This window comes from Floridaenema aerugineum BLCC-F46 (assembly GCF_041929345.1).
Classification (GTDB): domain Bacteria; phylum Cyanobacteriota; class Cyanobacteriia; order Cyanobacteriales; family Aerosakkonemataceae; genus Floridanema; species Floridanema aerugineum.
Window position 1 is genome coordinate 14,096 of sequence record NZ_JBHFNQ010000210.1, and the last position, 21,887, is coordinate 35,982.

20 protein-coding genes and 1 tRNA gene are annotated in these 21,887 nt (G+C 41.5%); 9 read left to right on the plus strand and 12 right to left on the minus strand.

Annotated elements, in window-relative coordinates; all coding sequences use genetic code 11:
• Positions 1-19: 19 nt before the first annotated feature.
• Positions 20-1,651, minus strand: a complete 1,632-nt coding sequence (locus tag ACE1CC_RS28200; protein WP_413273754.1) for a serine/threonine-protein kinase — start codon at positions 1,649-1,651, stop codon at positions 20-22.
• A 690-nt stretch (positions 1,652-2,341) separates the two neighbouring features.
• On the opposite strand from ACE1CC_RS28200, the gene pheT reads away from it, so the two are divergent.
• Both pheT and ACE1CC_RS28210 read left to right on the plus strand, forming a co-directional pair.
• Positions 2,342-4,783, plus strand: a complete 2,442-nt coding sequence (gene pheT / locus ACE1CC_RS28205; RefSeq protein ID WP_413273755.1) for a phenylalanine--tRNA ligase subunit beta — start codon at positions 2,342-2,344, stop codon at positions 4,781-4,783.
• A 187-nt stretch (positions 4,784-4,970) separates the two neighbouring features.
• Positions 4,971-5,240: a YciI family protein gene (locus ACE1CC_RS28210; RefSeq protein WP_413273756.1), complete on the plus strand. Its 270-nt coding sequence runs from the start codon at positions 4,971-4,973 to the stop codon at positions 5,238-5,240.
• A gap of 87 nt (positions 5,241-5,327) precedes the next feature.
• Here the strand turns inward: ACE1CC_RS28210 and ACE1CC_RS28215 are convergent, their stop codons facing one another.
• Both ACE1CC_RS28215 and ACE1CC_RS28220 read right to left on the minus strand, forming a co-directional pair.
• On the minus strand, positions 5,328-5,882 hold the full coding sequence (locus ACE1CC_RS28215) for a single-stranded DNA-binding protein (protein WP_413273757.1): 555 nt from the start codon (positions 5,880-5,882) through the stop codon (positions 5,328-5,330).
• A 141-nt stretch (positions 5,883-6,023) separates the two neighbouring features.
• Positions 6,024-8,588 (minus strand): sugar phosphate nucleotidyltransferase, encoded by a 2,565-nt coding sequence (locus ACE1CC_RS28220; RefSeq protein ID WP_413273758.1) that lies wholly within the window; start codon positions 8,586-8,588, stop codon positions 6,024-6,026.
• Positions 8,589-9,486: 898 nt separating this feature from the next.
• Here ACE1CC_RS28220 and ACE1CC_RS28225 point away from each other — a divergent pair.
• Genes ACE1CC_RS28225 through ACE1CC_RS28235 form a run of 3 tightly spaced genes read left to right on the plus strand, consistent with a single transcriptional unit; the run spans position 9,487 to position 10,952 of the window.
• Positions 9,487-9,675, plus strand: a complete 189-nt coding sequence (locus ACE1CC_RS28225; RefSeq protein ID WP_413273759.1) for a hypothetical protein — start codon at positions 9,487-9,489, stop codon at positions 9,673-9,675.
• A 14-nt stretch (positions 9,676-9,689) separates the two neighbouring features.
• Entirely contained in the window at positions 9,690-10,517 is an 828-nt protein-coding gene (locus ACE1CC_RS28230; RefSeq protein ID WP_413273760.1) for a cobalt-precorrin-6A reductase, read from the plus strand.
• A gap of 12 nt (positions 10,518-10,529) precedes the next feature.
• A complete protein-coding gene (locus tag ACE1CC_RS28235; RefSeq protein WP_413273761.1) occupies positions 10,530-10,952 on the plus strand; it encodes a DUF29 family protein in 423 nt (140 codons plus the stop codon).
• A gap of 202 nt (positions 10,953-11,154) precedes the next feature.
• On the opposite strand, the gene ACE1CC_RS28240 is transcribed toward ACE1CC_RS28235, so the two are convergent.
• Positions 11,155-11,391 carry a type II toxin-antitoxin system HicB family antitoxin gene (locus tag ACE1CC_RS28240; RefSeq protein ID WP_413273762.1) on the minus strand — a complete coding sequence of 79 codons (237 nt, stop codon included), beginning with the start codon at positions 11,389-11,391 and terminating at the stop codon, positions 11,155-11,157.
• Positions 11,392-11,450: 59 nt separating this feature from the next.
• Positions 11,451-13,049: a gamma-glutamyltransferase family protein gene (locus tag ACE1CC_RS28245; protein ID WP_413273763.1), complete on the minus strand. Its 1,599-nt coding sequence runs from the start codon at positions 13,047-13,049 to the stop codon at positions 11,451-11,453.
• 70 nt (positions 13,050-13,119) lie between these two features.
• Here ACE1CC_RS28245 and ACE1CC_RS28250 point away from each other — a divergent pair, with 70 nt between their 5' ends.
• Positions 13,120-14,037 (plus strand): histone deacetylase family protein, encoded by a 918-nt coding sequence (locus ACE1CC_RS28250; protein ID WP_413273764.1) that lies wholly within the window; start codon positions 13,120-13,122, stop codon positions 14,035-14,037.
• Positions 14,038-14,051: 14 nt separating this feature from the next.
• Here ACE1CC_RS28250 and ACE1CC_RS28255 read toward each other — a convergent pair whose 3' ends face one another.
• The gene (locus ACE1CC_RS28255; protein ID WP_413273765.1) at positions 14,052-14,357 is read right to left on the minus strand and encodes a small RNA NsiR4-regulated ssr1528 family protein; all 306 of its coding nucleotides are present in this window, start codon (positions 14,355-14,357) and stop codon (positions 14,052-14,054) included.
• 127 nt (positions 14,358-14,484) lie between these two features.
• Here ACE1CC_RS28255 and ACE1CC_RS28260 point away from each other — a divergent pair, with 127 nt between their 5' ends.
• Positions 14,485-14,688 carry a nuclear transport factor 2 family protein gene (locus ACE1CC_RS28260; protein ID WP_413273766.1) on the plus strand — a complete coding sequence of 68 codons (204 nt, stop codon included), beginning with the start codon at positions 14,485-14,487 and terminating at the stop codon, positions 14,686-14,688.
• Positions 14,685-15,611, plus strand: a complete 927-nt coding sequence (uvsE, locus tag ACE1CC_RS28265) for a UV DNA damage repair endonuclease UvsE (protein WP_413273767.1) — start codon at positions 14,685-14,687, stop codon at positions 15,609-15,611. The genes ACE1CC_RS28260 and uvsE overlap by 4 nt, the downstream gene beginning before the upstream one ends.
• Positions 15,612-15,753: 142 nt before the next feature.
• Here the strand turns inward: uvsE and ACE1CC_RS28270 are convergent, their stop codons facing one another.
• A complete protein-coding gene (locus tag ACE1CC_RS28270; RefSeq protein ID WP_413273768.1) occupies positions 15,754-16,530 on the minus strand; it encodes a class II glutamine amidotransferase in 777 nt (258 codons plus the stop codon).
• Positions 16,531-16,810: 280 nt separating this feature from the next.
• Entirely contained in the window at positions 16,811-18,040 is a 1,230-nt protein-coding gene (locus ACE1CC_RS28275) for a methionine gamma-lyase family protein (protein WP_413273769.1), read from the minus strand.
• 80 nt (positions 18,041-18,120) lie between these two features.
• Between ACE1CC_RS28275 and ACE1CC_RS28280 the strand changes: the two genes are divergently transcribed.
• Positions 18,121-18,933 carry an acyl-CoA desaturase gene (locus tag ACE1CC_RS28280; protein WP_413273770.1) on the plus strand — a complete coding sequence of 271 codons (813 nt, stop codon included), beginning with the start codon at positions 18,121-18,123 and terminating at the stop codon, positions 18,931-18,933.
• 130 nt (positions 18,934-19,063) lie between these two features.
• Here ACE1CC_RS28280 and ACE1CC_RS28285 read toward each other — a convergent pair whose 3' ends face one another.
• The 4 genes from ACE1CC_RS28285 to ACE1CC_RS28300 form a co-directional block, all read right to left on the minus strand.
• The gene (locus tag ACE1CC_RS28285) at positions 19,064-20,335 is read right to left on the minus strand and encodes a glutamate-5-semialdehyde dehydrogenase (RefSeq protein ID WP_413273771.1); all 1,272 of its coding nucleotides are present in this window, start codon (positions 20,333-20,335) and stop codon (positions 19,064-19,066) included.
• 4 nt (positions 20,336-20,339) lie between these two features.
• The gene (locus ACE1CC_RS28290; protein ID WP_413273772.1) at positions 20,340-20,750 is read right to left on the minus strand and encodes a hypothetical protein; all 411 of its coding nucleotides are present in this window, start codon (positions 20,748-20,750) and stop codon (positions 20,340-20,342) included.
• Between the two features lie 168 nt (positions 20,751-20,918).
• A complete protein-coding gene (locus ACE1CC_RS28295) occupies positions 20,919-21,722 on the minus strand; it encodes a thioesterase II family protein (protein ID WP_413273773.1) in 804 nt (267 codons plus the stop codon).
• A 26-nt stretch (positions 21,723-21,748) separates the two neighbouring features.
• A tRNA-Gly gene (locus ACE1CC_RS28300) sits at positions 21,749-21,820 on the minus strand.
• Positions 21,821-21,887 lie beyond the last annotated feature (67 nt).

Consider the following 21,887-nt stretch of genomic DNA (forward strand, 5'->3'; position numbering starts at 1 on the left):
GTCACCAGTCCTCAATCCCTTACCAAATCCCGCGTTTTCCGGTGGGGCGTACTGTCATCCAGTTAGTTTTAGCCATTGCTAACTGTTCTTCTGTAATTCTGGCACCAGTAAGGTTAGCACCACAGAGATTTGCCCCTCTCAAATTGGCATTCATTAGATGGGCATAACTCAAATCTGCCCCACGCAAATCTGCCCCTTCTAAATCAGCATAACTCAGATAAGCTCTACCTAAGTTAGCATCCCGGAGAATTGCTTGATTTAAACTTGCTCTGCCAAAATCGGCATGAAATAAATTTGCGCCTTGCAGATTGGTACGATTTAATCTAGCTTGATGGAAAATAGCTTCTGATAAATCAACTTTTTGTAAATTAAGTAAGCTGAGATTTTGTTGAGCAAAATCTCTTCTACCTTTGTTGTAGGAAGTTTGTACTTCTTGCGCGTCTAATTTGCGCTTAATATTTTTATTCTTACTTCCTGTAAAGTTATCACTACTAGGTACATTTCCGGCATTTCTGTTAACATTAGCTCGATAGCCACTAATTCCTGAATGGATATCTGTTCCTTCTAGCCGAGTGCGTCTGGCACGAATTGCCATTGCTGCTTTCACTACAGAATTGGCAGCGCCTGATCCTTTGGAACCAGTTCCACTATTGAGGGAATTTGGGCCAAACTTACTACCTGATGATGGAGTAGATCCCGGTGGTGGCCCAGCAATCATGCCTTGGGCTAAACTATCAAGGTATGGTTCTAGGTCTAAGGCTCTGAGGACATCGTTGGCGGATTGATAGCGATCGCGCACCGATACTTCTAACATTTTCCGTAGCACATTAGCAAAATGGTCACTCAAATGGTTGACCATGCGGACGTGCTTTTCCCACAGCATTTCCCCAGTCGAGGGGTTGTAATCCAAATCTTTGGGAGATTTGCCACTTAGTAAATAAATACAAGTGACTCCCAAAGCATAAATATCACTAGCATAAACCGGGCGCATCGCCATTTGTTCTGGGGGTGCGAACCCTGGTGTACCAATAGCATAAGCTGTTAAAGCTGTTTGGTCTGAGCTATTCCCCGCAACTGGGTTGACTTGGTTTTTCACTGCCCCAAAGTCAATTAAAACTAGCTTGCGGTCTTGGTTGCGGCGAATTAAGTTAGCAGGTTTAATATCCCGGTGAATTACTTTTTGACTGTGAATATACTGTAGTACTGGTAGCATTTCGCTTAAGAATTGTTTGACTCCTTCTTCGCTAAAGGGGCCATTTTGTTTCACTTCTCTTTGCAGAGTATCCCCAGATACATATTCCTGCACCAAATAAAATTGCTGATGGTCTTCAAAGTAGTCCAACAGTCGCGGTACTTGGGGATGATTACCAATTTGTCCTAATGTTCTAGCCTCTCGTTCAAACAACTCGCGGGCCATTTGAAAAACGTGAGGTGCGGTAGCCGTGGGACGGAGTTGCTTAATTACGCAACTTGGTTCTCCTGGCAATAATTGATCGTTAGCCAAAAATGTAGCTCCGAAGCCACCCTGACCCAGAGGTTTGATTACACGATAGCGATCGCGCAGCAAGAGATGTGAACCACAAGCTTGGCAACTTTCTTCGTGGTCTGGGTTTTCTGGATTAGGACAGGCTGGATTTAAGCAATAGCTCATTCAGCGTCACTCGCGCATAGGATCATTTCAGTATTCTTTGAGCGCCCTATTTTTATTATCCGGGCTAAAACCAACAATTAAGGTACTATGTATGCAACAAATCAATTAAAGATTTGATTAAGCAACCTCTAAATCTGTGAACTGTTCTTGGTTTCTTCTACATTCACCTCCATTGAAATTACATAAAATTTAACCTATCCATAGTTAGATTACCCGTTGTCACTGGAAAACTAACAAATAAATTACTTAATGATTCGACAATAAAGCTAAAAATGATACTTCCATCTTAACTAAAATGGATGATTCTCTGGTAGAGCGTTCAATCTGAGCTTATCACATACAGAGATATTATCATGGTGGTCAACAGAGATTAAATCCGAGATATTACTAATGATAAGCATTGCAGATATATTGTAATTCGGTTTATAATTACGTATTTTTACGCAATATTTTTGGCGATGCAAGTAATCATTACTGGAAGTGGTATGAAAATTACATAGCGGGTAAATGATTCCCTATCCTGTGAATACCATACTTTAGGCGTAGGGGTACCGGGTAAAGAAGGGAAATTTTATCCGGTTCAGGAGTTCCCTTTCTTTACCTTCTGCATTCTTAGACTAGTAAAGAAGCCGGGATTGTTGATACTTTAGGTACAATAGACAGTCTGACAACAGTAAAGGCATTTTAGCAATGCGGATCTCTCTGAACTGGTTGCGGGAACTGGTAGATTTCACCATTACCCCGGAAGAATTAGCCCACAAGCTGACTATGGCTGGGTTTGAAGTAGAAGACATTGAGGACCGTCGCACTTGGGCTGATGGTGTGGTAGTGGGTAAGGTGCTAAGTTGTCAACCGCACCCCAACGCCGATAAGCTGAGAGTTTGCGAGGTAGATATTGGCTCAGGCACTCCTTTAAATATTGTCTGTGGCGCGGCTAATGTCAAGGCGGATCTCTTTGTGCCAGTTGCGACTATTGGCACATATCTGCCGAAAATTGATTTGAAATTGCGATCGACTAAACTGCGCGGTGTACGATCGGAAGGGATGATTTGCTCTTTGGCAGAATTAGGGCTAGAAAAGGAATCATCGGGAATTCATAGTTTTGACCCAGAAAACATCAATTTAGGCAGCGATGTTCGCCCACTTTTAGGTTTAGATGATGTGATTCTCGACTTAACAGCAACAGCTAATCGTGCCGATGCTTTAAGTATGATTGGAATTGCGCGAGAAGTGGCGGCTTTAACTGGGGCAACTTTGAAATTACCATTCGTTCCTGAAGGGAAAATTCCTGGGGGAAACAAAGAGGTTTTAAGTTTAAAAATTGAAGAAACCCAAGCTTGTCCTGCTTATATTGGTACGGTAATTGAAAATATCAAAATTAATCCTTCCCCAGTTTGGTTACAACAAAGATTGCAAGGGGCAGGAATTAGACCAATTAATAATGTGGTTGATATTACCAATTACGTACTTTTAGAATGGGGACAACCGTTACACGCTTTCGATCGCCAAAGTTTGCTATCTGTCACGGGTAAAAATTCTCTAACTATCGGTGTTCGTTTGGCTAAAACTGGCGAATCTTTGAAAACATTAGACGGACAAACTCGCAATTTACAACCCCAAGCTTTGCTAATTACTGCTAACGATGTACCAGTAGCTTTAGCGGGGGTAATGGGTGGAGAAGAGACAGAAGTTTCCGATCGAACTCAAAGTATCATGCTGGAAGCTGCCTTATTCGATCCTACAGCAATTCGCCGTTCGGCACGCAGTTTGGGAATCAGAACTGAGGCTTCGGGACGTTATGAAAGAGGCGTGAATCAGGCAGAATTAGAGTTAGCTTGTCGGCGGGCGATCGCGTTAATTTCCGAATTAGCTGGTGGAGTTCCAGTCACACAGGAAATATCCGATAATCGCCCGAATCAATCTGCCTGGACTAGATCGATCGAATTACGTCTCGATCGAGTCAATCAAATTTTAGGGCCGATCGATTTAGGCGAAGAAATTGGCGAATTAGAACCAAAAGATATCCGCCCCATTCTCACATCTTTGGGATGCAAAATTACTCCCACTGAAGATGAAGATGTTTGGTTAGTTACAGTACCACCTTACCGTTATCGAGATTTAGAACGGGAAATCGATTTAATCGAAGAAATTGCCCGTCTTTATGGTTACGATAATTTCTGTGTAGAATTACCCGAAGAAACGGAACCTGGTTATCTTTCTATTGACCAATTGTTAACCCGCAAATTGCGCGAAGCTTTACGAGGTGCAGGGTTAACAGAGTTAGTACATTACTCTTTGGGTAAACCGGAAGGAGAAGCACAAATCAAACTGCGTAACCCAATGTTTAGCGAATATTCGGCTTTACGCACCGATCTAATTGCGGGATTAATTGACAGTTTCCAATATAATTTAGAGCAAGGAAATGGCGCTTTAAATGGTTTTGAAATTGGGCGCATTTTCTGGAGTGAAGAAGATGGGTTAATGGAAGCTGATTCTTTAGCGGGAATTATCGGTGGCGATCCTACAGTAGGTCGTTGGGTAAATTCTGGAAAGGAAAAACCAATGACTTGGTATGAAGCTAAAGGTGTTTTAGAAAGTGTGTTTCAACGGTTAAGAATTACGGTAGAATATCAACCAGATTGCCGTGATTCTCGCTTACATCCGGGACGAACTGCTTCTTTGTGGGTACAAGGCGATCGCTTAGGAACTTTCGGGCAACTCCATCCCCAGTTACGTCAAGAAAGAGGTCTTCCCGATGCAGTTTATGTGTTTGAATTAAACCTGGATGTGTTACTAAATCAGATGGATCAAGAGGAGATTTCCACTCCGGTTTTAAAACCCTATTCTAGTTATCCAGCATCCGATCGCGATATCGCTTTCTTCGCCCCCACTAAAGTTTCGGTGGCAGAAATTGAACGGGTAATGGCAAAAGCTGCTGGTACTTTATTAGAATCAGTGGAATTGTTCGATCGATATTTGGGCGAAAATGTGCCCGAAGGACAACGCAGTTTAGCATTTCGGTTGATTTATCGGGCGGGCGATCGAACTCTCACAGAAGAAGATATCGAATCTGTACATCAACAAGTCCGGGAAGCTTTAACCGAAAAATTCCAAGTCACTCTCAGAAGTTAGTGCTTTTGGTAGTTGGTAGTTGGTAATTTTTTATCGCCATCTTCAAATCTTGCTGCCGGGAGATAGAATCTCCTAAATCTCGTTCCCCGGTTCAACCGGGGAACGAAAAATAGAGGCTCTGCCTCAGAAGTGCAATATCTGAGTTTAACATTGCTATATTACATTTGATTTCTGGAAAATTTACCTTATGCCAAAATACGTGATGTGGGGAAGTTATTGTGAGGATGTTCTGGAAAAAAGAACACCTTACAGACAAGCGCATTTAGATGGTTTAGCAGCACAAAAAGAGTCTGGTGTTTTAATTACAATTGGTCCGACTCAAGACTTAACAAAAGTCTTTGCTATTTACGAAGCGGCAGATGAAGCTACCGTTCGCCAGTTAGTTGAAGCAGATCCTTATTGGCAAAACGGTATTTGGACTGAATACGAAGTTAAAGAGTGGATTCAAGCAATTTAGTCAATTAGTTTTTTGTGGCGACTTTAGTCGTTTTTTTCTTAAATAAAAAGACTAAAGTCCCCACAACGAACCAGATTTATTACTAACTTAAAAAGGAATATCATCCACATCTGGTGGATTTACAGGAGTTGTTGGTTTTGATGTAGTTGTGGTTTGAACTGCTGGAAAAGGTGCATCATTTCCTTCGGGAATAGTGGCAGTATTTGTAGCAGTAGCAGTGGCAAAAGATGTACTGCTTTTAGTTGCTGCACTATTTGAACGATAAGAGTCTTGATTAGTATTTGTAGGTTGGTTTAAAGTAGCTGTTGTCCCGGTTGTCGCCGCCGCAAAACTGTTACTAGCACTTAAATAATGAACTTTTTGTGCTGTTAATTCTGCACGTTTTTCTTTGAAACCTTCTGGTTTACGTTCAAAGGTGATCATCCCCAAACGACCTTCAATAACTACTTGCAAACCTCGGTGACAGCGTTCGTGAATTTCTGTGGCTAAATTTCCCCATCCGATTACTTTTAAGTTAGCTGGTGGATCGTCAGGTTTGACACCGGGAAACTGCACTAACATCTCAGCAACGGCGAGGTTATCGGGTGTATATCGCAGTTGAGGATCTTGTACGACCTCAGCCATTAAAATGCAGCTGTTCATAAATAAAATTTGAGTGATGATTGTTTGTTTTTGTCGGCCTTATTACTATTTTACAACTTTTTTTATAATTAGTAATTAGTAATTGATAATTCCTGGAATAAATTACCAATTACCTACTACCAATTATCGATTACCACACAACTATTTAATTGCTTGTTCTCGTTGTTCTAGTTCAACGAAGTTTTGCACTTTAAAGCGGTATTCTTTTAAGGTACGATCGACCCAACTGCGATCGCTACTATTCACGAAAATATGCACTAATGGTTCGCCAGCATCGGGTAAAAGTAACACCCAACTATCATCAGTTAAAGAGCAAATTTTCACCCCATCAATTAATTCTAAAGAGTCAGCCGGATGCGTTTCTACTAAATAGCGCATTAATGCTCCTTTAACTGTCCAAGGGCAACGCACTATTTGGCTTTTATGGTAAACTATAGGCAAGTTTTCTCGAATTGTGCCGAGCGATCGCTCTTGAATTGTTAACATTTCAATCAACTTAGCAATGCAGAACATCGCATCAAATCCCGGATGCAATTGCGGGAAAATAAATCCCATTTCTGCTGAACCACCTAACACTACATGAGAGTTAGTTTGGCAAGCTTCCATTAAGGCACTAGGATTAGCTTTAGTCCGAACTACTTTACCATCATGTCGTCGCGCAATTTGTTCTACAGCACTGGAAGTATCAACCGGAACTACTACTGTTCCTCGCGGATTAGCAGTCAAAATCATATCTACCATTAAAGCGGTTAGCATTTCCCCGCGAATTGGTGTGCCAGTTTCATCCACTAAAATTAACTGTTCGCCATTCCCAGATACTTGTACCCCAAAATTCGCTTTTAATGCTTCTACCACATGACCGAGTTGATGTAACAATGCTTCTCTTTCCACTGCGGAAACAGCTGTTTGATTCAAAGAAGCATTTAATACTACTGCATCACAACCAAACTTAGCTAACAATTGCGGCAATACAGCACCAGAAACCGCATAAACATAGTCAATTACTACTTTGGAGTTACTATGGCGAATTGCCTGGGTTGTCAGGTGTTTTTCAAAACTAGTAATGTAAAGATCCATCACCTGACTTGGATAAGCCATATTGCCAATTTCATCAATTTGCGCCCTACGTAAATCTTCCTTAAAATACGCTCCTTCAATTTTCTTTTCTTGAGCTTTGGAAATGTTAATTCCTTTCAAATCTAAAAACTCAATCAAAATATGATCGGGCCGTTCAGGATGTATTCTAATATGAATACCGCCGACTACTGACAAAGTAGAAATCACTGTGCGAGTAATCGGAATAGCTGTAGCTTCCAAATTCTGCACATGAACTCCCACTGACATTAAACCCGCAATAAAGGAACGAGAAACCATGCGGGAGATGCTACGTTGATCGCGGGAAACGGCTACTTGTGACCCAGGTTTTAAGGTGGAACCGTAAGCTGCACCTAATTTGACAGCAAATTCTGGAGTAATATCAATGTTGGCTAATCCTGAAACGCCTCTTTGAGCAAATAGATTCCGGGTGGCTCTTTGACCCCAAATTAAGTTAATGTTTAAGGTGGCACCAGATTCAATTTGTTTGCTAGGCCAAACCCGGACACCTGGGTTAACTAAGCTTTCTTCTCCTACTGTGGACAGGGAACCGACGACTGCGCCTTCTAAAACTTGAGCGCGACGGTCTACTCTTGTACCTCTGGCAAGTACGCAAGCACTCAGTTGAGCTTCTTCACCGACTATTGCCCCATTCCAAATGATCGGGCGTTTTAAGTTAGCTTCTGCGCCAATGGTTACTTTGTCGCCAATCACAGTTCCGGCTTCTATTTGTACTCTTGGCCCAATGCGGCTGTTGTCTCCGATTAATACTGGTGCTTCTATTTCGGCTGTGGGGTCAATGTAGGTATTTTGTCCGATCCAAATTCCTGATTCTCCGACGTAAGTCGATCGCGCTAGGGTAGCAGAGACGTATCGCTCTTCGTAAGCTTTTTCTAATTTAACTTTGCCACATAATCCATCATATTGCGCTTCTCGATAAGCGTCTAAGTGACCAACATCGCACCAATAACCTTCGGCAATATAGCCATACATTGGTATTCCTTTATCCAGTAACAGGGGAAATAAATCTTTGGAAAAGTCGCTTTCTTGGTTAGCTGGCAAAAAGTCTAAAACTTCTGGTTCTAGAATGTAAATACCTGTGTTGACTGTATCGGAAAAGATTTCACTGGTAGAGGGTTTTTCTAAAAACCGTTTGATATGTCCATCTTCGTCTGTAATTACTACACCAAATTCGATCGGATTAGGCACGCGAGTTAGGACTATAGTAGCTTTTGATTGATGCCTTTTATGATAGTGAATGGCGGCGCTTAAATCAAAGTCGGTAATACAATCACCGCTAATTACTAGAAATGTTTTGTCCAAAAGTTCGGCAATATTTTTGACACATCCTGCTGTTCCTAAAGGTTGGTCTTCTTCCACTGCGTAGGTCATTTGTACGCCAAAATCACTACCGTCATGGAAGTAATCACGAATCACATCTGGTAAATAATGTAATGTGGCAATTACTTCTGTAATTCTATGTCTTTTTAGTAAGTTGATGATGTGTTCTGCGATCGGTCTATTGAGTATAGGAACCATTGGCTTCGGGAGATCGCAAGTTAGCGGTCTTAATCTGGTTCCAGATCCGCCTGCCATCAGCACTGCCCGCATAAGTCCTCCTATTTTATCTTCTTAATTATTTGTTACCAATTAGGGCGGGTTGAGTGATAGTTAGGTTTCCCCACTAAAACTTTGATTCACTTTGCCCCTGATATTTTGTCTAGTGGTTATAGCTGGGTTAACCACTATAAAGTACTTATTCGTAATTATACGATTTTCCTGGTGACACCTAGTACCGGGGACTGCGATCCCTATTTTTATTAAACAGGTAATAGATAATTGTATCTACCTATCTTGGGATGTTTATTACTAACTCCTAAGATACATTTCATCAGACTCCGGTATCAGTGAACCAATTTTAGGTTTGCTCAGTAATTACATCTGGACTGTTAGATCAGCTTAACTAATTTTGGCAAAGTGGGTTCAACTCCTATCAAGTATTTTTGCTCATGGCTAACAAATTACTCAAATCACCTCTTTGTCTAGGTTTACATTTTGGGCAGATAGCTTTTTATAATCTTTCTGCACAAATCTTACTAACTTTTAGGTTAGATGCTGAGCTTGGCTTTGAATTTCTAACTAACAGAAGTGTTATGATACAATTCTCAGTTCCAGCTAGCGTCGCAATCTTTATTATCTCTCTGGTTCCCCGGCAGAGAGTTTTTGTTAAACATTTTTTAGCAAATCAGTTAACTCCCCAGAATTATCATTAAACAAAACTACATTAATAATTGATTGATTGTGCTGTTTTGAGCAACAAAATTTAGAGCGCTCCTAAATATACTTGCTTTGCAGTTGCCAAAATTTTGACAGAGAGTAAAGCTAAAATTAATTTAATCAGCTAGATTATATGAAAGTCGTCAGCTAAATATCCTATCTGCTATTCTGGGTAAAGAATGCTACTTTCAGATGCAGAAATTAAGATATAAGTAGGATTGTAGGAGATTTTATGGGTAAGTTAATTCTTCTAGTATTGTTGGTGGCTTACGTTGGTGGCGTTTGGAAGTTCTGGACTGGTTTTGAAAAGACCAACTTCCAACGCAGTTTGCCGACTCGCATCTCTTTAGCCTTATTGTGGCCTGTGTTAATGGTGAATAAGTCTTTTCGCCGCAATTTTACGAAAGCCCTTAAAGGTTAACAGAGAGTCAGCTGTTGCAGAAGGAAACAGAAACTCAAGATAGAATCTGGTTAATTGGCGGCACTGGAGAAAGTGCTAAATTAGCAACAGCGTTGCTCCAAATTGGGTTGCCTTTGGTAATTTCTGTAACTACCGAAAGTGCCCGATCGCTCTATCCAATTTCGCCTTTGCTGCAAGTTTGGGTAGAGCGTTTCAATTTATCCCAAATCAATCAATTTTTAACTGAACAAAATATTATTGCGGTTTTAGATGCTTCTCATCCTTACGCAGTGGAAATTTCCCAAAATGCGATCGCCGCTTGCTCTCAAAAAGATATTCCTTATTTACGCTTTGAACGCGCCCGGTGCGGAGATGGGGAGATGGGGAGGTGGGGAGATGGGGAGGTGGGGGGGAGGTTGATTTATTTGGATAGTTTTAATCAGTTAGTAGCGGGGGAATATTTAGTAGGGGAAAGGGTGCTTTTTACTGTGGGGTATAAAGTTTTGCCTTTGTTTAAAGATTGGCATGAGCGATCGACTTTATTCGCCAGAGTTTTACCTGCTACTACTTCTATTGAAGCAGCTTTAGCCGCTGGTTTTACTCAAGATAAATTATTTGCTATGCGTCCTCCTATTCCAATTAATTTAGAAAGGGAACTCTGGCGACATTGGCAAATTTCAATGGTAGTAACTAAAGCTTCCGGTGCGCCTGGTGGAGAGAATATTAAACGGCAATTAGCGGCAGAATTAGGAGTTACTTTGGTAATTATTGAACCGCCAATTATGAATTATCCTCAAGTTACTAGTGATTTGGAGGAAGCGATCGCTTTTTGTCAGCAACACTTGGGAAATCAAAATGTTTAGGATTCACAAACTATGGAAGAGTTACTCACATTAAAAGAATTGTTGCATCAGGGCAAAATATCCGAAGCTCTGCTAATTGTAGAAGAATTAGAAGAAATGAGTAAATCTGATAAACTCAACAAAATTTTTAGTTTTGGTATTATCTTATTATTGCATTTAATCAAACAATCAGCGGAAAATCGTACTACTAAATCTTGGGACACTTCGATCCTGAATTCAGTTAAGCAAATTCAACGTACTAATAAGCGACACAAAGCAAAGGGCAATTATTTAACTGAAGAAGAGTTATTAGAAACTCTAGAAGATGCTTATGATTCAGCTTTAAGAGATGCAGCAATAGAAGCTTTTGAAGGACGTTATGAAGCTGAAGAAATTGGGAAAATGGTGAATCGAAATGAGATTATTAAAAAGGCGATGGGTTTGATTGTAGAGTGAGTATTTTGTATTCAACTCAGAGCTTGCACCAATCGCAAAACCCGCCTGCGAATCAATTCGCAGGCTAATAGCTAAACTCCTCTAAAGAGGACTAAATACTAATACCAATTCTCTGTAAAATTGGGCTTAATTAAGCGCATCTTCACAGAGAGTTAGTATTAGTATTCAAAAGCTTCCAGTCCATTTTAATGGACTTGAGCTATTAGCCCGGAAATTGATTTCCGGGCGGGCTAAAATGCAGGTGCAAGATCTCAGTCAAACGACGCTGAACTTCCGAAGCATCAGCAGTTTCAAAAAATAACTCTAAAGCTTCAATAAGATTTTGCTGCGCTTCTTCTACAGTGCTACCTTGACTAGCAATATCTAATTCAGGGCAAAATGATACATATTCATTGCCTTCTCGTTCAATAATTGCAGTAAATTGCTGTGTTCTATTCATACTTTTTCGCTTAAAGGTCGGAGAAGTTTTCCAACAATAACTATTTTATTCTATTTTCTCTAAAGTGCGATCGCCATTCCATCAGCACGAGGTTCCGATCCAGCAATAAACACATCGTTTTCCCGTAAGATAATTTGACCTTTACCAAACAAAGATGTATTTTTAGTTACTCGCACTTCATGACCTTTTGCTAATAATAATTCAGCTATTTTTGGCGAAATACTTTCTTCTAATAATACTCTATTTCCAGTGACAAAAAACCAGCGTGGTGCATCTAAAGCTGCTTGGGGATTCATGCCATAATCCACCATATTTAATATTACTTGTAAATGTCCTTGGGGTTGCATTGGCCCTCCCATAACTCCAAAGGGGCCTAAAGGTTGATTATCTTTTGTTAAAAATCCGGGAATAATAGTATGAAATGGGCGTTTTTCAGGGGCAATTTGGTTAGGATGTCCCGCTTCTAAGGTAAAACCTAACCCGCGATTATGCAAAGCAATTCCGGTTTCAGGAACTAATATTCCACTACCAAAACCTTCAAAATTAGATTGAATAAAGGAAACCATTAATTCCCCATCTGCTGCTGCTAAATAAACAGTTCCACCTTTCGGAAGTCCAGGTTCAGCTAAGGGAATCGCAGTATCATTAATTAAATTTCTCCGTTCAGCAGCATAGCTTTTATCTAAAAGATGTTCTGCTGCAACTGTCATAAATCTGATATCAGCAACGTGACGATGAACGTCAGCAAATGCTAATTTCATCGCTTCAATTTGTAAATGATAACTCTCGACAGATTCACGGGGATATTGAGCAATATCAAAACCTTCTAATATATTTAATGCTATTAAAGTGGCAATTCCTTGTCCGTTGGGAGGAATTTCCCAAACTGTTAAATCTCGATAGTTTGTAGAAATTGGTTCTACCCAATCTGCTAAATGACTCGCTAAATCTTCTGTAGTTAAAAATCCGCCTGTATCTGCGGCAAAGTTAGCAATTTGTTGGGCAATTTCTCCATTATAAAAGCTTTCGCCGCCAGAATTTGCGATCGCTCTCAAACTCCTCCCATGCAACTCACTTCCCCAAATTTCCCCCGCTTTCGGTGCGCGATTTTTGGGGAAAAAGACTTGTTTAAAATGTGCAAATTCAGGACGATTTAAAGGTAAGAATATTCTTTCCGCACGTTGCCAAGCTTCTGCAGTTACTGGAGAAACAGGAAAACCATTTTCAGCATAGCGAATTGCGGGAGAAAATAGCTGTTCAAAGGGTAATTTTCCCCAGCGTTCCCATAAGTTTCGCCAAGCAGAAACCGCACCGGGAACTGTTACAGGCAACCATCCATTTGAGGGGATTTCTGTTAAGTTTGTAAATGCTGCTAAAGGTAGAGATTTGGCGCTTTTTCCTGAAGCATTTAAACCATGTAATTTGCCATCCCAAACGATCGCAAAAGCATCGGAACCTATGCCATTAGAGGTGGGTTCAACTACGGTAAGTGCGATCGCCATTGCGACAGCTGCATCCACCGCATTTCCCCCAGCTAATAACATTTCTATTCCTGCTAAAGCTGCGAGGTTTTGACTCGTCGCTACTGCACCTCGCTTTCCCATTATTACTTTTCTTTGTGATGGGTAAGGGTAGTTTGTTAAATTTCCTAACTGCATAACTTTCTAATTGTAAAATTGAAGAATCAAGTATCAACGATTTGCTGTTAAGTATAAACAAATTTCAACTATGGTGACTATCATTTATTCAGACGAGTTTTTGCGCCACAACACGGGAGAACGACATCCAGAGAAAGCAGAAAGATTGAGAGCAATTGTATCTTTACTCAAAAATGTACCTTGGGCCGATCGACTAAAATGGCGATCGCCAACTCCCGTCAATCAAACATCTTTAATCCCGCTTCTCCAACAAGTTCACACAGCAGAATATATTCAAAAAGTTGCCCAATTAGCTAAACAAGGTGGCGGCGATTTTTATTCAGATACCATTGTTTCTCCTGATAGTTATGATGTCGCTTTGTTAGCAGTAAATGCTTGGTTAGATGGTGTTCAACAAGTGCTAATAACTGAAGAACCAACCTTTGTTTTATCTCGTCCTCCCGGACATCATGCTTTACCGGATACTGGCATGGGATTTTGTTTATTTGCCAATGCTGCACTTGCTGCTTACTATGCTTTAGAACAACCAGAAATTAACCGAGTAGCTATTTTAGATTGGGATGTTCATCACGGTAATGGTACACAAGAAATTGTAGAAAACCATCCCCAAATCGCTTATTGTTCTTTGCATCAATCACCTTTTTATCCTTTCACTGGCAGAGAAGATGAACATGGCGCACATAACAATGTTTTAAATCTGCGATTTTCAGCAGGAAGTACTTTAGCTGATTATCAACCGAGATTTGAACGAGAAGTTATGCCATTTCTTAGCAATTTTCAGCCAGATTTATTGATAGTCAGTGCTGGTTATGATGCTAATCAAGCTGATTCTTTGGGATGGATAAATCTACAACCTCAAGATTATGGTGTATTCACCAATTATTGTTGGCAATTAACCAGACGAATTTTATTTGGTTTGGAAGGTGGTTATGAACTTTCTAGTCTTGCTAAATCGGTAGCTGCAACTATTGAAAGCTGTCTAAGTTAACCTGACTTTTGCTGCTATTTTCCACCGTAAAAGAAGGCAATTTCTTTGTCTTTTAAAGGTGCGAATCCTGCATCAATTAGCTTTTGATTGAGTTCATCTTGGGGAATGTGTTTTGCGCCTATTCTGACAATTCGCGATCGCATTGTATTGCTAACTCCGCTACGTTGTCTCCCCGCCTCCAACGCCATAACTTGATTATAAAGATCTAATTTTTCAGTAGGAATGGGAGATCCATCAAAATCTATGCCTTTAGCAATAGCTAGATCGATCGCATCTGCACCTGTAGTACTGGTTGATTCTGGGGTAGTTTCAAGAGACATGAGAAAGTAGCAATTAACGACAGGAATATTTTACCAGAATTGGGATCTCTATATTTAGGTTGATGTTTAATTTCTCTCGGTTAACACAATGTAACAAATAGAGGTGTAGCGAAATAGGAGCAAAATTTTGGCAGACGAATTAAAAAAAGGCGACAAGGTAGAAAGCAATGGTTCAGCGGTGTTAGAATGGATTTCTGAAGGTACTTTAACATCAGGTGAACCGCTAAAATATCAAGGTGTGAGTATTATAGAAACAGTATATGGAAAGGTACAGCGTTTCCGTACCTATTATGATTCAGCTGCTTTTTTACCCCAAGGCGCGAAACAATGAATTTAATCACAAAAAACGATCGCACAACCACCTTACCAAAGTTAGGTTTAGTCTGCATTACCGCCTCTGACAAAGTGCGTTATCGCACTGTTACTCGCAAAAGATTGTTAACATTAACACCCACAGAACAAGCAAAGGTGTTAAGAGAATTATATGCAGACAACTTGCAGCGACTCAATGGTGCGATCGCTTTTTGTGCAACTAACAACATTAAATTATATCGTGTTACTTCTGCTTTATTTCCCTTTGCTGATGACACCATTGGCGAGGATATCTTAACAGAATTTAGCGAAGAATTGGGGAAAATTGGCGATCGCGCCCAGCAATTAAATATTAGAATTGTGATTCATCCCGATCAATTTGTCGTCTTAAGTTCCGACAAACCAGAAGTTATTGAAAACAGCATTAAAATTCTCAGTACTCATGCCAGAATTTTAGATTTATTAAGTTTACCACGTTCCCCTTGGACAGTAATGGAAATACATGGAGGAAAAAGCGATCGCGCCGAAAGACTAATTAATGTAATCACCAATTTACCAGAAACAATTCGTTCTAGAATCGCCTTAGAAAATGACGAATACGCCTACAGCGCCAGTGAAATATTCCACATTTGTCGCGCCGCAAATATCCCAATGGTTTTTGATGCTCATCATCATATAATCCACGAAAAACTTGATAGTTACGACCATCCTAGTATAGCCGAAATGTTAGCCAAAGCCCAAACAACTTGGCCTAAACCAGAATGGCAATTAGTTCATATTTCCAATGGCAAAGAATCATTCAACGATCCACATCATAGCGACTTAATCACAGTAATGCCAGATGCTTATAAATTAGCACCTTGGATAGAAGTAGAAGCAAAACTCAAAGAACAAGCGATCGAAAAATTACGCCAAGAATGGTTATATAAGAATCCTAACTGATTGAAAAAACCATGTTTATTAACCACAGATAAACACAGATGATCACAGATGATTTCAGCAACATTTATCGACTTTCGCAAAAACTCTCTCTATTCTCTCTGTGTCCTCTGCGTCTCTGCGGTTTAAAAAATTTAATTACCAATTACTCACCACCAATTTTCACCATTCCATCTTGAAAAACTAACAATTCTCCCGGTTTAAATTGCGTCCAAACCTCATTATCAGTCAAAGGAGTAGTCGCAATAATTGCCACTCGATCGTTCAAAGTCGTCAACTTTTGAAAATCCACCGTCACATCTTGGTCAATTAAATGAGCAGCAGCAAAAGGCGCTTGTCTTACAATGTACCAAAGATTAGTCGAACAATGGGCAAAAAAGTCGGAACCATCAGAAAGTAAATAATTAAAAGTTCCCTTTTGGGCCAAACTTGCGGTTACTTCCTTTAAAACCGGATAAAGTTCTGTCAAAGGCGGTTTAACTTTGGGAAAATGCGATCGCAACTCATTCAAAATCAAACAAAAAGCTTTCTCACTATCCGTCTGTCCAACTGCTCGGTAAAAACCATCATTTTCGGGATGAAAATCTGGTAAATTCCCATTATGAGCAAACACCCAATATTTACCCCAAAGTTCCCGTCGGAAAGGATGACAGTTTTCTAAAGCAACTTCTCCTTGAGTCGCTTTCCGAATGTGAGCAATTACATGAGTAGAACGGATAGGATAACACCTTACCACATCAGCAATTGGCGAAGCGATCGCAGGTTTAGAATCTAAAAAAATCCGACATCCCAAACCTTCAAAAAAAGCAATTCCCCAACCATCTTGATGAGTATCTGTTCTCCCCCCTCTCGCAGAGAAACCTTCAAAGGAAAAACAGATATCCGTCGGTACATTGCAATTCATTCCCAAGAGTTGACACATAAAGAAAATGGAACTAGGGAAAAAATGAAGTATCAAAATTTTAGCCGTTTTTATTTTCCCTTATTTAAATTATGAGTGATGAGTTTTTAATTTAAAACTAAACATTTCTTTTAAGTAGGTGCAAATAAATAAAGTGATAATAGTTATCTAAAGATGGGGCGGGCAAGATGCCCATCCCACAAGAGTTACAGCTTTATTGTGGGGTAGGCATCCTGCCTGCCTTGGTTTTCACTTTATTTAACTATACCTACTTAACTCAAAACTCAAAACTCAAAACTTTCTAAGCAGGTCCGATCGCATCAATCGCTGCTTCCAGTGCGATCGCAACATGAGTCCAATGCGTCCCACCCTGACAATAAACAATGTAAGGTTCTCTCAAAGGCCCATCTGCGGAAAATTCCAAAGTACTACCTTCAATAAACGTACCACCAGCCATGACCACCTGACTTTCATAACCGGGCATATCCCAAGGTACAGGTTCCACGTAAGAATCGATCGGGGAAAATTGCTGAATCACCTTACAAAAAGCAATTAACTTTTGAGCCGAACCCAATTTAATCGCTTGAATCACATCCCGTCTAGGTGCTAAAGCGGGAGGATTCACCGGATAACCCAACTTGTCGAACACATAACCAGTCAAATAAGTTCCCTTCATCGCCTCCCCAACCATTTGGGGTGCTAAAAACAAACCTTGGAACAGCAAACGGTTTTGGTCAAAAGTTGCACCCCCCGCACTGCCAATTCCGGGGGCTGTAAGGCGACAAGCCGCCGCTTCCACCAAATCTGCCCTTCCAGCGACGTAACCCCCCGCCGTGACCACTGTACCCCCCGGATTTTTAATCAATGACCCTGCTATTAAGTCAGCACCCAGATGGGTCGGTTCTTGGGTTTCGATAAACTCGCCGTAACAGTTATCCACAAAGCAAACTGTGTTCGGGTTTTGCTGCTTCACAAGGTAGATAATCTGCTCAATTTCCGCAATAGAGAGGCTAGAACGCCAAGAATAGCCGCAAGAACGCTGAATCAAAACCAGGCGCGTTTTTTCACCTACCGCATGGGAGAGAGCTTCCCAATCCACATTTCCTTCTTTTGTCAGAGGTAATTCTCGGTATTTAATGCCAAATTCAATAAGTGAGCCTTGACCCTCACCGCGCAAGCCAATGACTTCTTCGAGAGTGTCGTAGGGAGAACCGACGACAGCCAGCATTTCGTCACCGGGACGCAGGACACCGAACAAGGCGCAAGCGATCGCATGAGTACCGGAAACAAACTGCACTCTTACCGCCGCAGCTTCGGCACCCATAACATCCGCGAACACCTTGTCTAAAACTTCCCGCCCCAAATCATCATGTCCATAGCCGGAAACACCTGCAAAGTGATGGGCTCCGACGCGATGACGACCAAAAGCTGCTAAAACTCTTTTAAGATTTTGCTTGACCTGAGCGTCAATTCCAGAAAAAATCGGAAATAGTGCCTGTTCTGCTTCAAGCAGCTTAGATAAGCTGTTCATTAATTCCTCATTCACGATATAGGTATGCGGATTTTAAGATCGCGCAGATTGGGCTAGACAATTCGTTTTAAGGTTCCTGCATGACAATTGCAAGCTCAACTCAACTTCGCCCCAATACTTCCCATGCAATTGGTTTATTGGTAGTTCACATCGGAGCATTATTTGCTCTACTTCCCAGTAATTTCAGTTGGGCTGCGATCGGCTTGGCTGTCTTCCTCCACTGGGTTACAGGCGGCTTAGGCATCACTTTAGGTTGGCATCGTTTATTATCTCACCGAAGTTTTCAAACTCCAAAATGGTTGGAGTACTTTTTAGCTTTCTGCGGAGTACTTGCCTGCCAAGGAGGAATAATCGATTGGGTTGGTTTACACCGCCTGCATCATCTCCATTCCGATCAAGAACCCGATCCTCATGATTCAAATCGGGGTTTTTGGTGGAGTCATATCGGTTGGATGTTATTTGATAGTCCAGCTAACGCCGATATACCTAGATTTACAAAAGATCTTGCCGAAGACCCAGTTTATCAGTTTTTCCAAAAATACTTTGTGTTGTTACAGGTAATACTGGGAATTGGTCTCTACCTTTTAGGTGGCTGGCCTTTTGTAGTTTGGGGGATCTTTTTTCGTTTATTCGCAGTATTTCATTGTACCTGGTTTGTCAATAGTGCTACTCACAAATTTGGGTATCGTACTTATGAATCTGGCGATCGCTCCACCAACTGCTGGTGGGTAGCATTAGTTACCTACGGCGAAGGTTGGCACAACAATCACCACGCCTTTCAATATTCCGCCCGTCACGGTTTACAGTGGTGGGAAATTGATATGACATGGATGACAATTCAAGTCCTGCAATTCTTCGGTCTAGCCCAGAATGTTAAACTCGCGCAGAAGTAGGCAGGGGAGATAGGGAGATGGGGGGATGGGGGGATGGGGAGATGAGGAAATTTAACTCAAAACTCTCCTGACGAGAAACTCCCCCAACTCTCCCTAACTCAAAACTCAAAACTCTCCTGAGGAGAAACTCCTAAAATCTGCCATTTCCCTGTACAATGTGCTTCAGCGTTGTCAGGGCTTCCATGCTGATTAAGCCTCGGCGCTGTCCTTTTTGGTTAGACATTCCCAGAAAGATAGCGTCTCCTTTTCCCGGATTTCGCGAAAATCTGGGACTGGCGTTAATGTAAGTTGAGGCACTGTTGACACCCAAGGCAAATTGGCGGCTTTCTTGGTAAGATTCGGTAACAATACAGTCAGCATGACCGCTGCTGTATTGGTTAATCCAAGCGATCGCATCTTCTAAACTATCGACCAGCTTAAAAGCTACTGTCTTAGTCAGGTAAGATTCACTCCATTCCGAATCATTTGTGCTTCTCAACTCAGGAAACTCTGCTACTAAATTGGTATCGCCTTTTAAGGTAAAGCCCTTTTCCTTTAAGCTGTTAAACAGCGTAACTAAGGAAGAGGGTTTTTGATTGGGATGAATTAAAACTTTTTCGATCGCATTCACCGGATCGGGCTCGCTCTGATGACTATCCATAATCACCCAACGCGCTACTTCCAAGCTACCCGAAGGCGACCAAAATAAATAACAGTTACCCATTCCCGATTTCAAAACTGGTGCAGTTGATTGGCGTACTACCTGCTGCACTAAACTCGGACGACCGTAAGGGATAATTAAATTAATGTAGCGGTCTTGTGTAATTAAATCCCGCAAAGAACCACCTTGATCGGTCGGCAAAAGTTCCAAGCTTCCCTCTGGTATCCCCACGCCCTGTAATGCTGACTGCAAAGCTTGAGCAATTACACTGTTGGAATGACTCGCTTCAGTTCCACCCCGAAGAATTAAAGTATTCCCGGTTTTCATACATAAGCCAGCTGCGATCGCTCCCAATTCAGGAAACGCCTCATAAACTAAAGCTATTACCCCTAACGGCATCAACTGGCAGTAAGTTTGGGAATGTTCCAACTGATAAGCTGCTGTCATTACTCGCCGCATCGGATCTGGTAACTCCCCTAACCTTTGCAGCATTTGGATCGTAGTTTGCAGGCGTTCAGGGGTCAGTTTTAGCCACTCTAAAATTAATTCTGGTATTGCCATTTCCCGACTTGCTTCCAAGTCTAAGGTATTGGCTTCCAAAATATCGTCAGAGGCACTTTTTAGTGCTTGTGCCATTGCTTGCACGGCACGCGATCGATCGACTCCTTTGATGGTACCCAGTGCAAAAGAAGCGTGATAGGCACGCTGCACTGTCGCCATCAAATTTGGATTCACTGAACCATCAAACGTTTCGGTGGTCATAAAGCTAACGTCTGTAAGCTAGCCAGTACATCAGGACTATCAACATCAACGCCACCACTGCTCCCATGATAAACCCAATGATGATGTGAGGTTCTTTTGGTAAATTGGGAGCCAAAAACAGTCCTACCACAAACACTACCACAATGATTAACAGCGCCACAGGTAGGTAACTGTCTCTGATTCGCGGATAGGCTTTACTCCACCTACTACCTGTCCAGTGCCACGATCTTTTGTAGGGATAGGTCGTCGAGAGTTGCTCGATCGCATGACCATTTTCCTCCACTACAAATATTTGCTGACATTTATTGCAGCCGAAGGCTTCTGTCAGGACAATGGGCATCAGTCGCCCCCTTCGTCCACAGGGACAGGGATAATCACTATTTAAATCTATCTTCTGGGCTTTTGGAGATGGCACAAGCGGTCTTATATCAAACCGAGTTTATCCAAAGGTTTACTATAAACATTCGCGTCATGAACAATTTATTATATGGTATTTCCACCATTTTTTAACTGCTCTTGATTTAATAAAGCTTAAAAGCTAAATACTGTATTGCATTTTAGCACTCTCAACAGATTTTGTTTATTAATATAGAGGTTTCATTTCCTGAACAAGCTCCTGGGATGGGGTCTCAACAATCTGATGCAGTAATTGCGAAAGGCGTTCCAGCACAAGAGTTTGGGCTGAGTGTATGAAGAAATGATCTCCGGGAAACATCTCCAGAGAAAAGGCAGAGTTGGTTTGTTCTCGCCAAGGCTCTAGATCCAAGGCATTAGCTTTCCAATCTTCTAATCCACCAAAAGCTGTAATCGGACAATCTAGAGGTGCTTCGGGCTTGTAGGAGTAAGTTTCCACTACTGAAAAATCGGCTCTCAGAGTCGGAAGTAACAGTTCCATCAATTCCGCATTTTCTAGTATGGCTTCGGGTGTACCGTTATAGCGTCGCAGTACCTCCAGAAATTCCGAGTCTGGTAGAGCGTGAATCGGCGGATGGCGATCGGGAAGTTGGGGAGCACGGTGTCCCGAAACAAACAGGTGTAATGGACTTCGGTTATACTCTTTACGCAGTACCCGCGCCAGTTCAAAGCTCACTAATGCTCCCAGACTATGACCGAAGAAAGCGAAGGGTTTAGTCAGGTTGGGCAAGACGACTGGGGCGAGAGCCTCTATCAGCGGTTCTATTTGAGTAAAGGGAGTTTCTTGGAGTCGAAAACTACGTCCGGGAAGTTCGATCGGACAAACCTCAACCTTTGATGGCAGATCATCCCACCAAGAGCGAAAGCTCACAGCCCCACCCCCAGCATAGTGGAAGCAGAATAGGCGTAATTTGGCTTCAGGATTGGCTTTGGGATATGTTACCCAAGATTTACCTCTTTGGCTGTAACTCATTATCACATTAAATTACTTCATTTCTAAGCGGGCAACGCGATTCGAACGCGCGACATTCACCTTGGCAAGGTGACGCTCTACCGCTGAGCTATGCCCGCAACCTCTAGACTTTTACTAGTATGTCAGAGAAATCTTGGTTTGTCAACTAAAAATTCGGAAAATTTT

What these genes read in the sequence shown, in the direction of transcription:
- ACE1CC_RS28285 (WP_413273771.1), bottom strand. Translation starts at nt 20,335, where the DNA reads ATGACCACCGAAACGTTTGATGGTTCAGTGAATCCAAATTTGATGGCG.
- ACE1CC_RS28250 (WP_413273764.1), top strand. Translation starts at nt 13,120, where the DNA reads ATGGTGACTATCATTTATTCAGACGAGTTTTTGCGCCACAACACGGGA.
- pheT (WP_413273755.1), top strand. Translation starts at nt 2,342, where the DNA reads ATGCGGATCTCTCTGAACTGGTTGCGGGAACTGGTAGATTTCACCATT.
- ACE1CC_RS28240 (WP_413273762.1), bottom strand. Translation starts at nt 11,391, where the DNA reads ATGAATAGAACACAGCAATTTACTGCAATTATTGAACGAGAAGGCAAT.
- ACE1CC_RS28295 (WP_413273773.1), bottom strand. Translation starts at nt 21,722, where the DNA reads ATGAGTTACAGCCAAAGAGGTAAATCTTGGGTAACATATCCCAAAGCC.
- ACE1CC_RS28200 (WP_413273754.1), bottom strand. Translation starts at nt 1,651, where the DNA reads ATGAGCTATTGCTTAAATCCAGCCTGTCCTAATCCAGAAAACCCAGAC.
- ACE1CC_RS28270 (WP_413273768.1), bottom strand. Translation starts at nt 16,530, where the DNA reads ATGTGTCAACTCTTGGGAATGAATTGCAATGTACCGACGGATATCTGT.
- ACE1CC_RS28215 (WP_413273757.1), bottom strand. Translation starts at nt 5,882, where the DNA reads ATGAACAGCTGCATTTTAATGGCTGAGGTCGTACAAGATCCTCAACTG.
- ACE1CC_RS28275 (WP_413273769.1), bottom strand. Translation starts at nt 18,040, where the DNA reads ATGAACAGCTTATCTAAGCTGCTTGAAGCAGAACAGGCACTATTTCCG.
- uvsE (WP_413273767.1), top strand. Translation starts at nt 14,685, where the DNA reads ATGAATTTAATCACAAAAAACGATCGCACAACCACCTTACCAAAGTTA.
- ACE1CC_RS28255 (WP_413273765.1), bottom strand. Translation starts at nt 14,357, where the DNA reads ATGTCTCTTGAAACTACCCCAGAATCAACCAGTACTACAGGTGCAGAT.
- ACE1CC_RS28220 (WP_413273758.1), bottom strand. Translation starts at nt 8,588, where the DNA reads ATGCGGGCAGTGCTGATGGCAGGCGGATCTGGAACCAGATTAAGACCG.
- ACE1CC_RS28245 (WP_413273763.1), bottom strand. Translation starts at nt 13,049, where the DNA reads ATGCAGTTAGGAAATTTAACAAACTACCCTTACCCATCACAAAGAAAA.
- ACE1CC_RS28225 (WP_413273759.1), top strand. Translation starts at nt 9,487, where the DNA reads ATGGGTAAGTTAATTCTTCTAGTATTGTTGGTGGCTTACGTTGGTGGC.
- ACE1CC_RS28280 (WP_413273770.1), top strand. Translation starts at nt 18,121, where the DNA reads ATGACAATTGCAAGCTCAACTCAACTTCGCCCCAATACTTCCCATGCA.
- ACE1CC_RS28210 (WP_413273756.1), top strand. Translation starts at nt 4,971, where the DNA reads ATGCCAAAATACGTGATGTGGGGAAGTTATTGTGAGGATGTTCTGGAA.
- ACE1CC_RS28235 (WP_413273761.1), top strand. Translation starts at nt 10,530, where the DNA reads ATGGAAGAGTTACTCACATTAAAAGAATTGTTGCATCAGGGCAAAATA.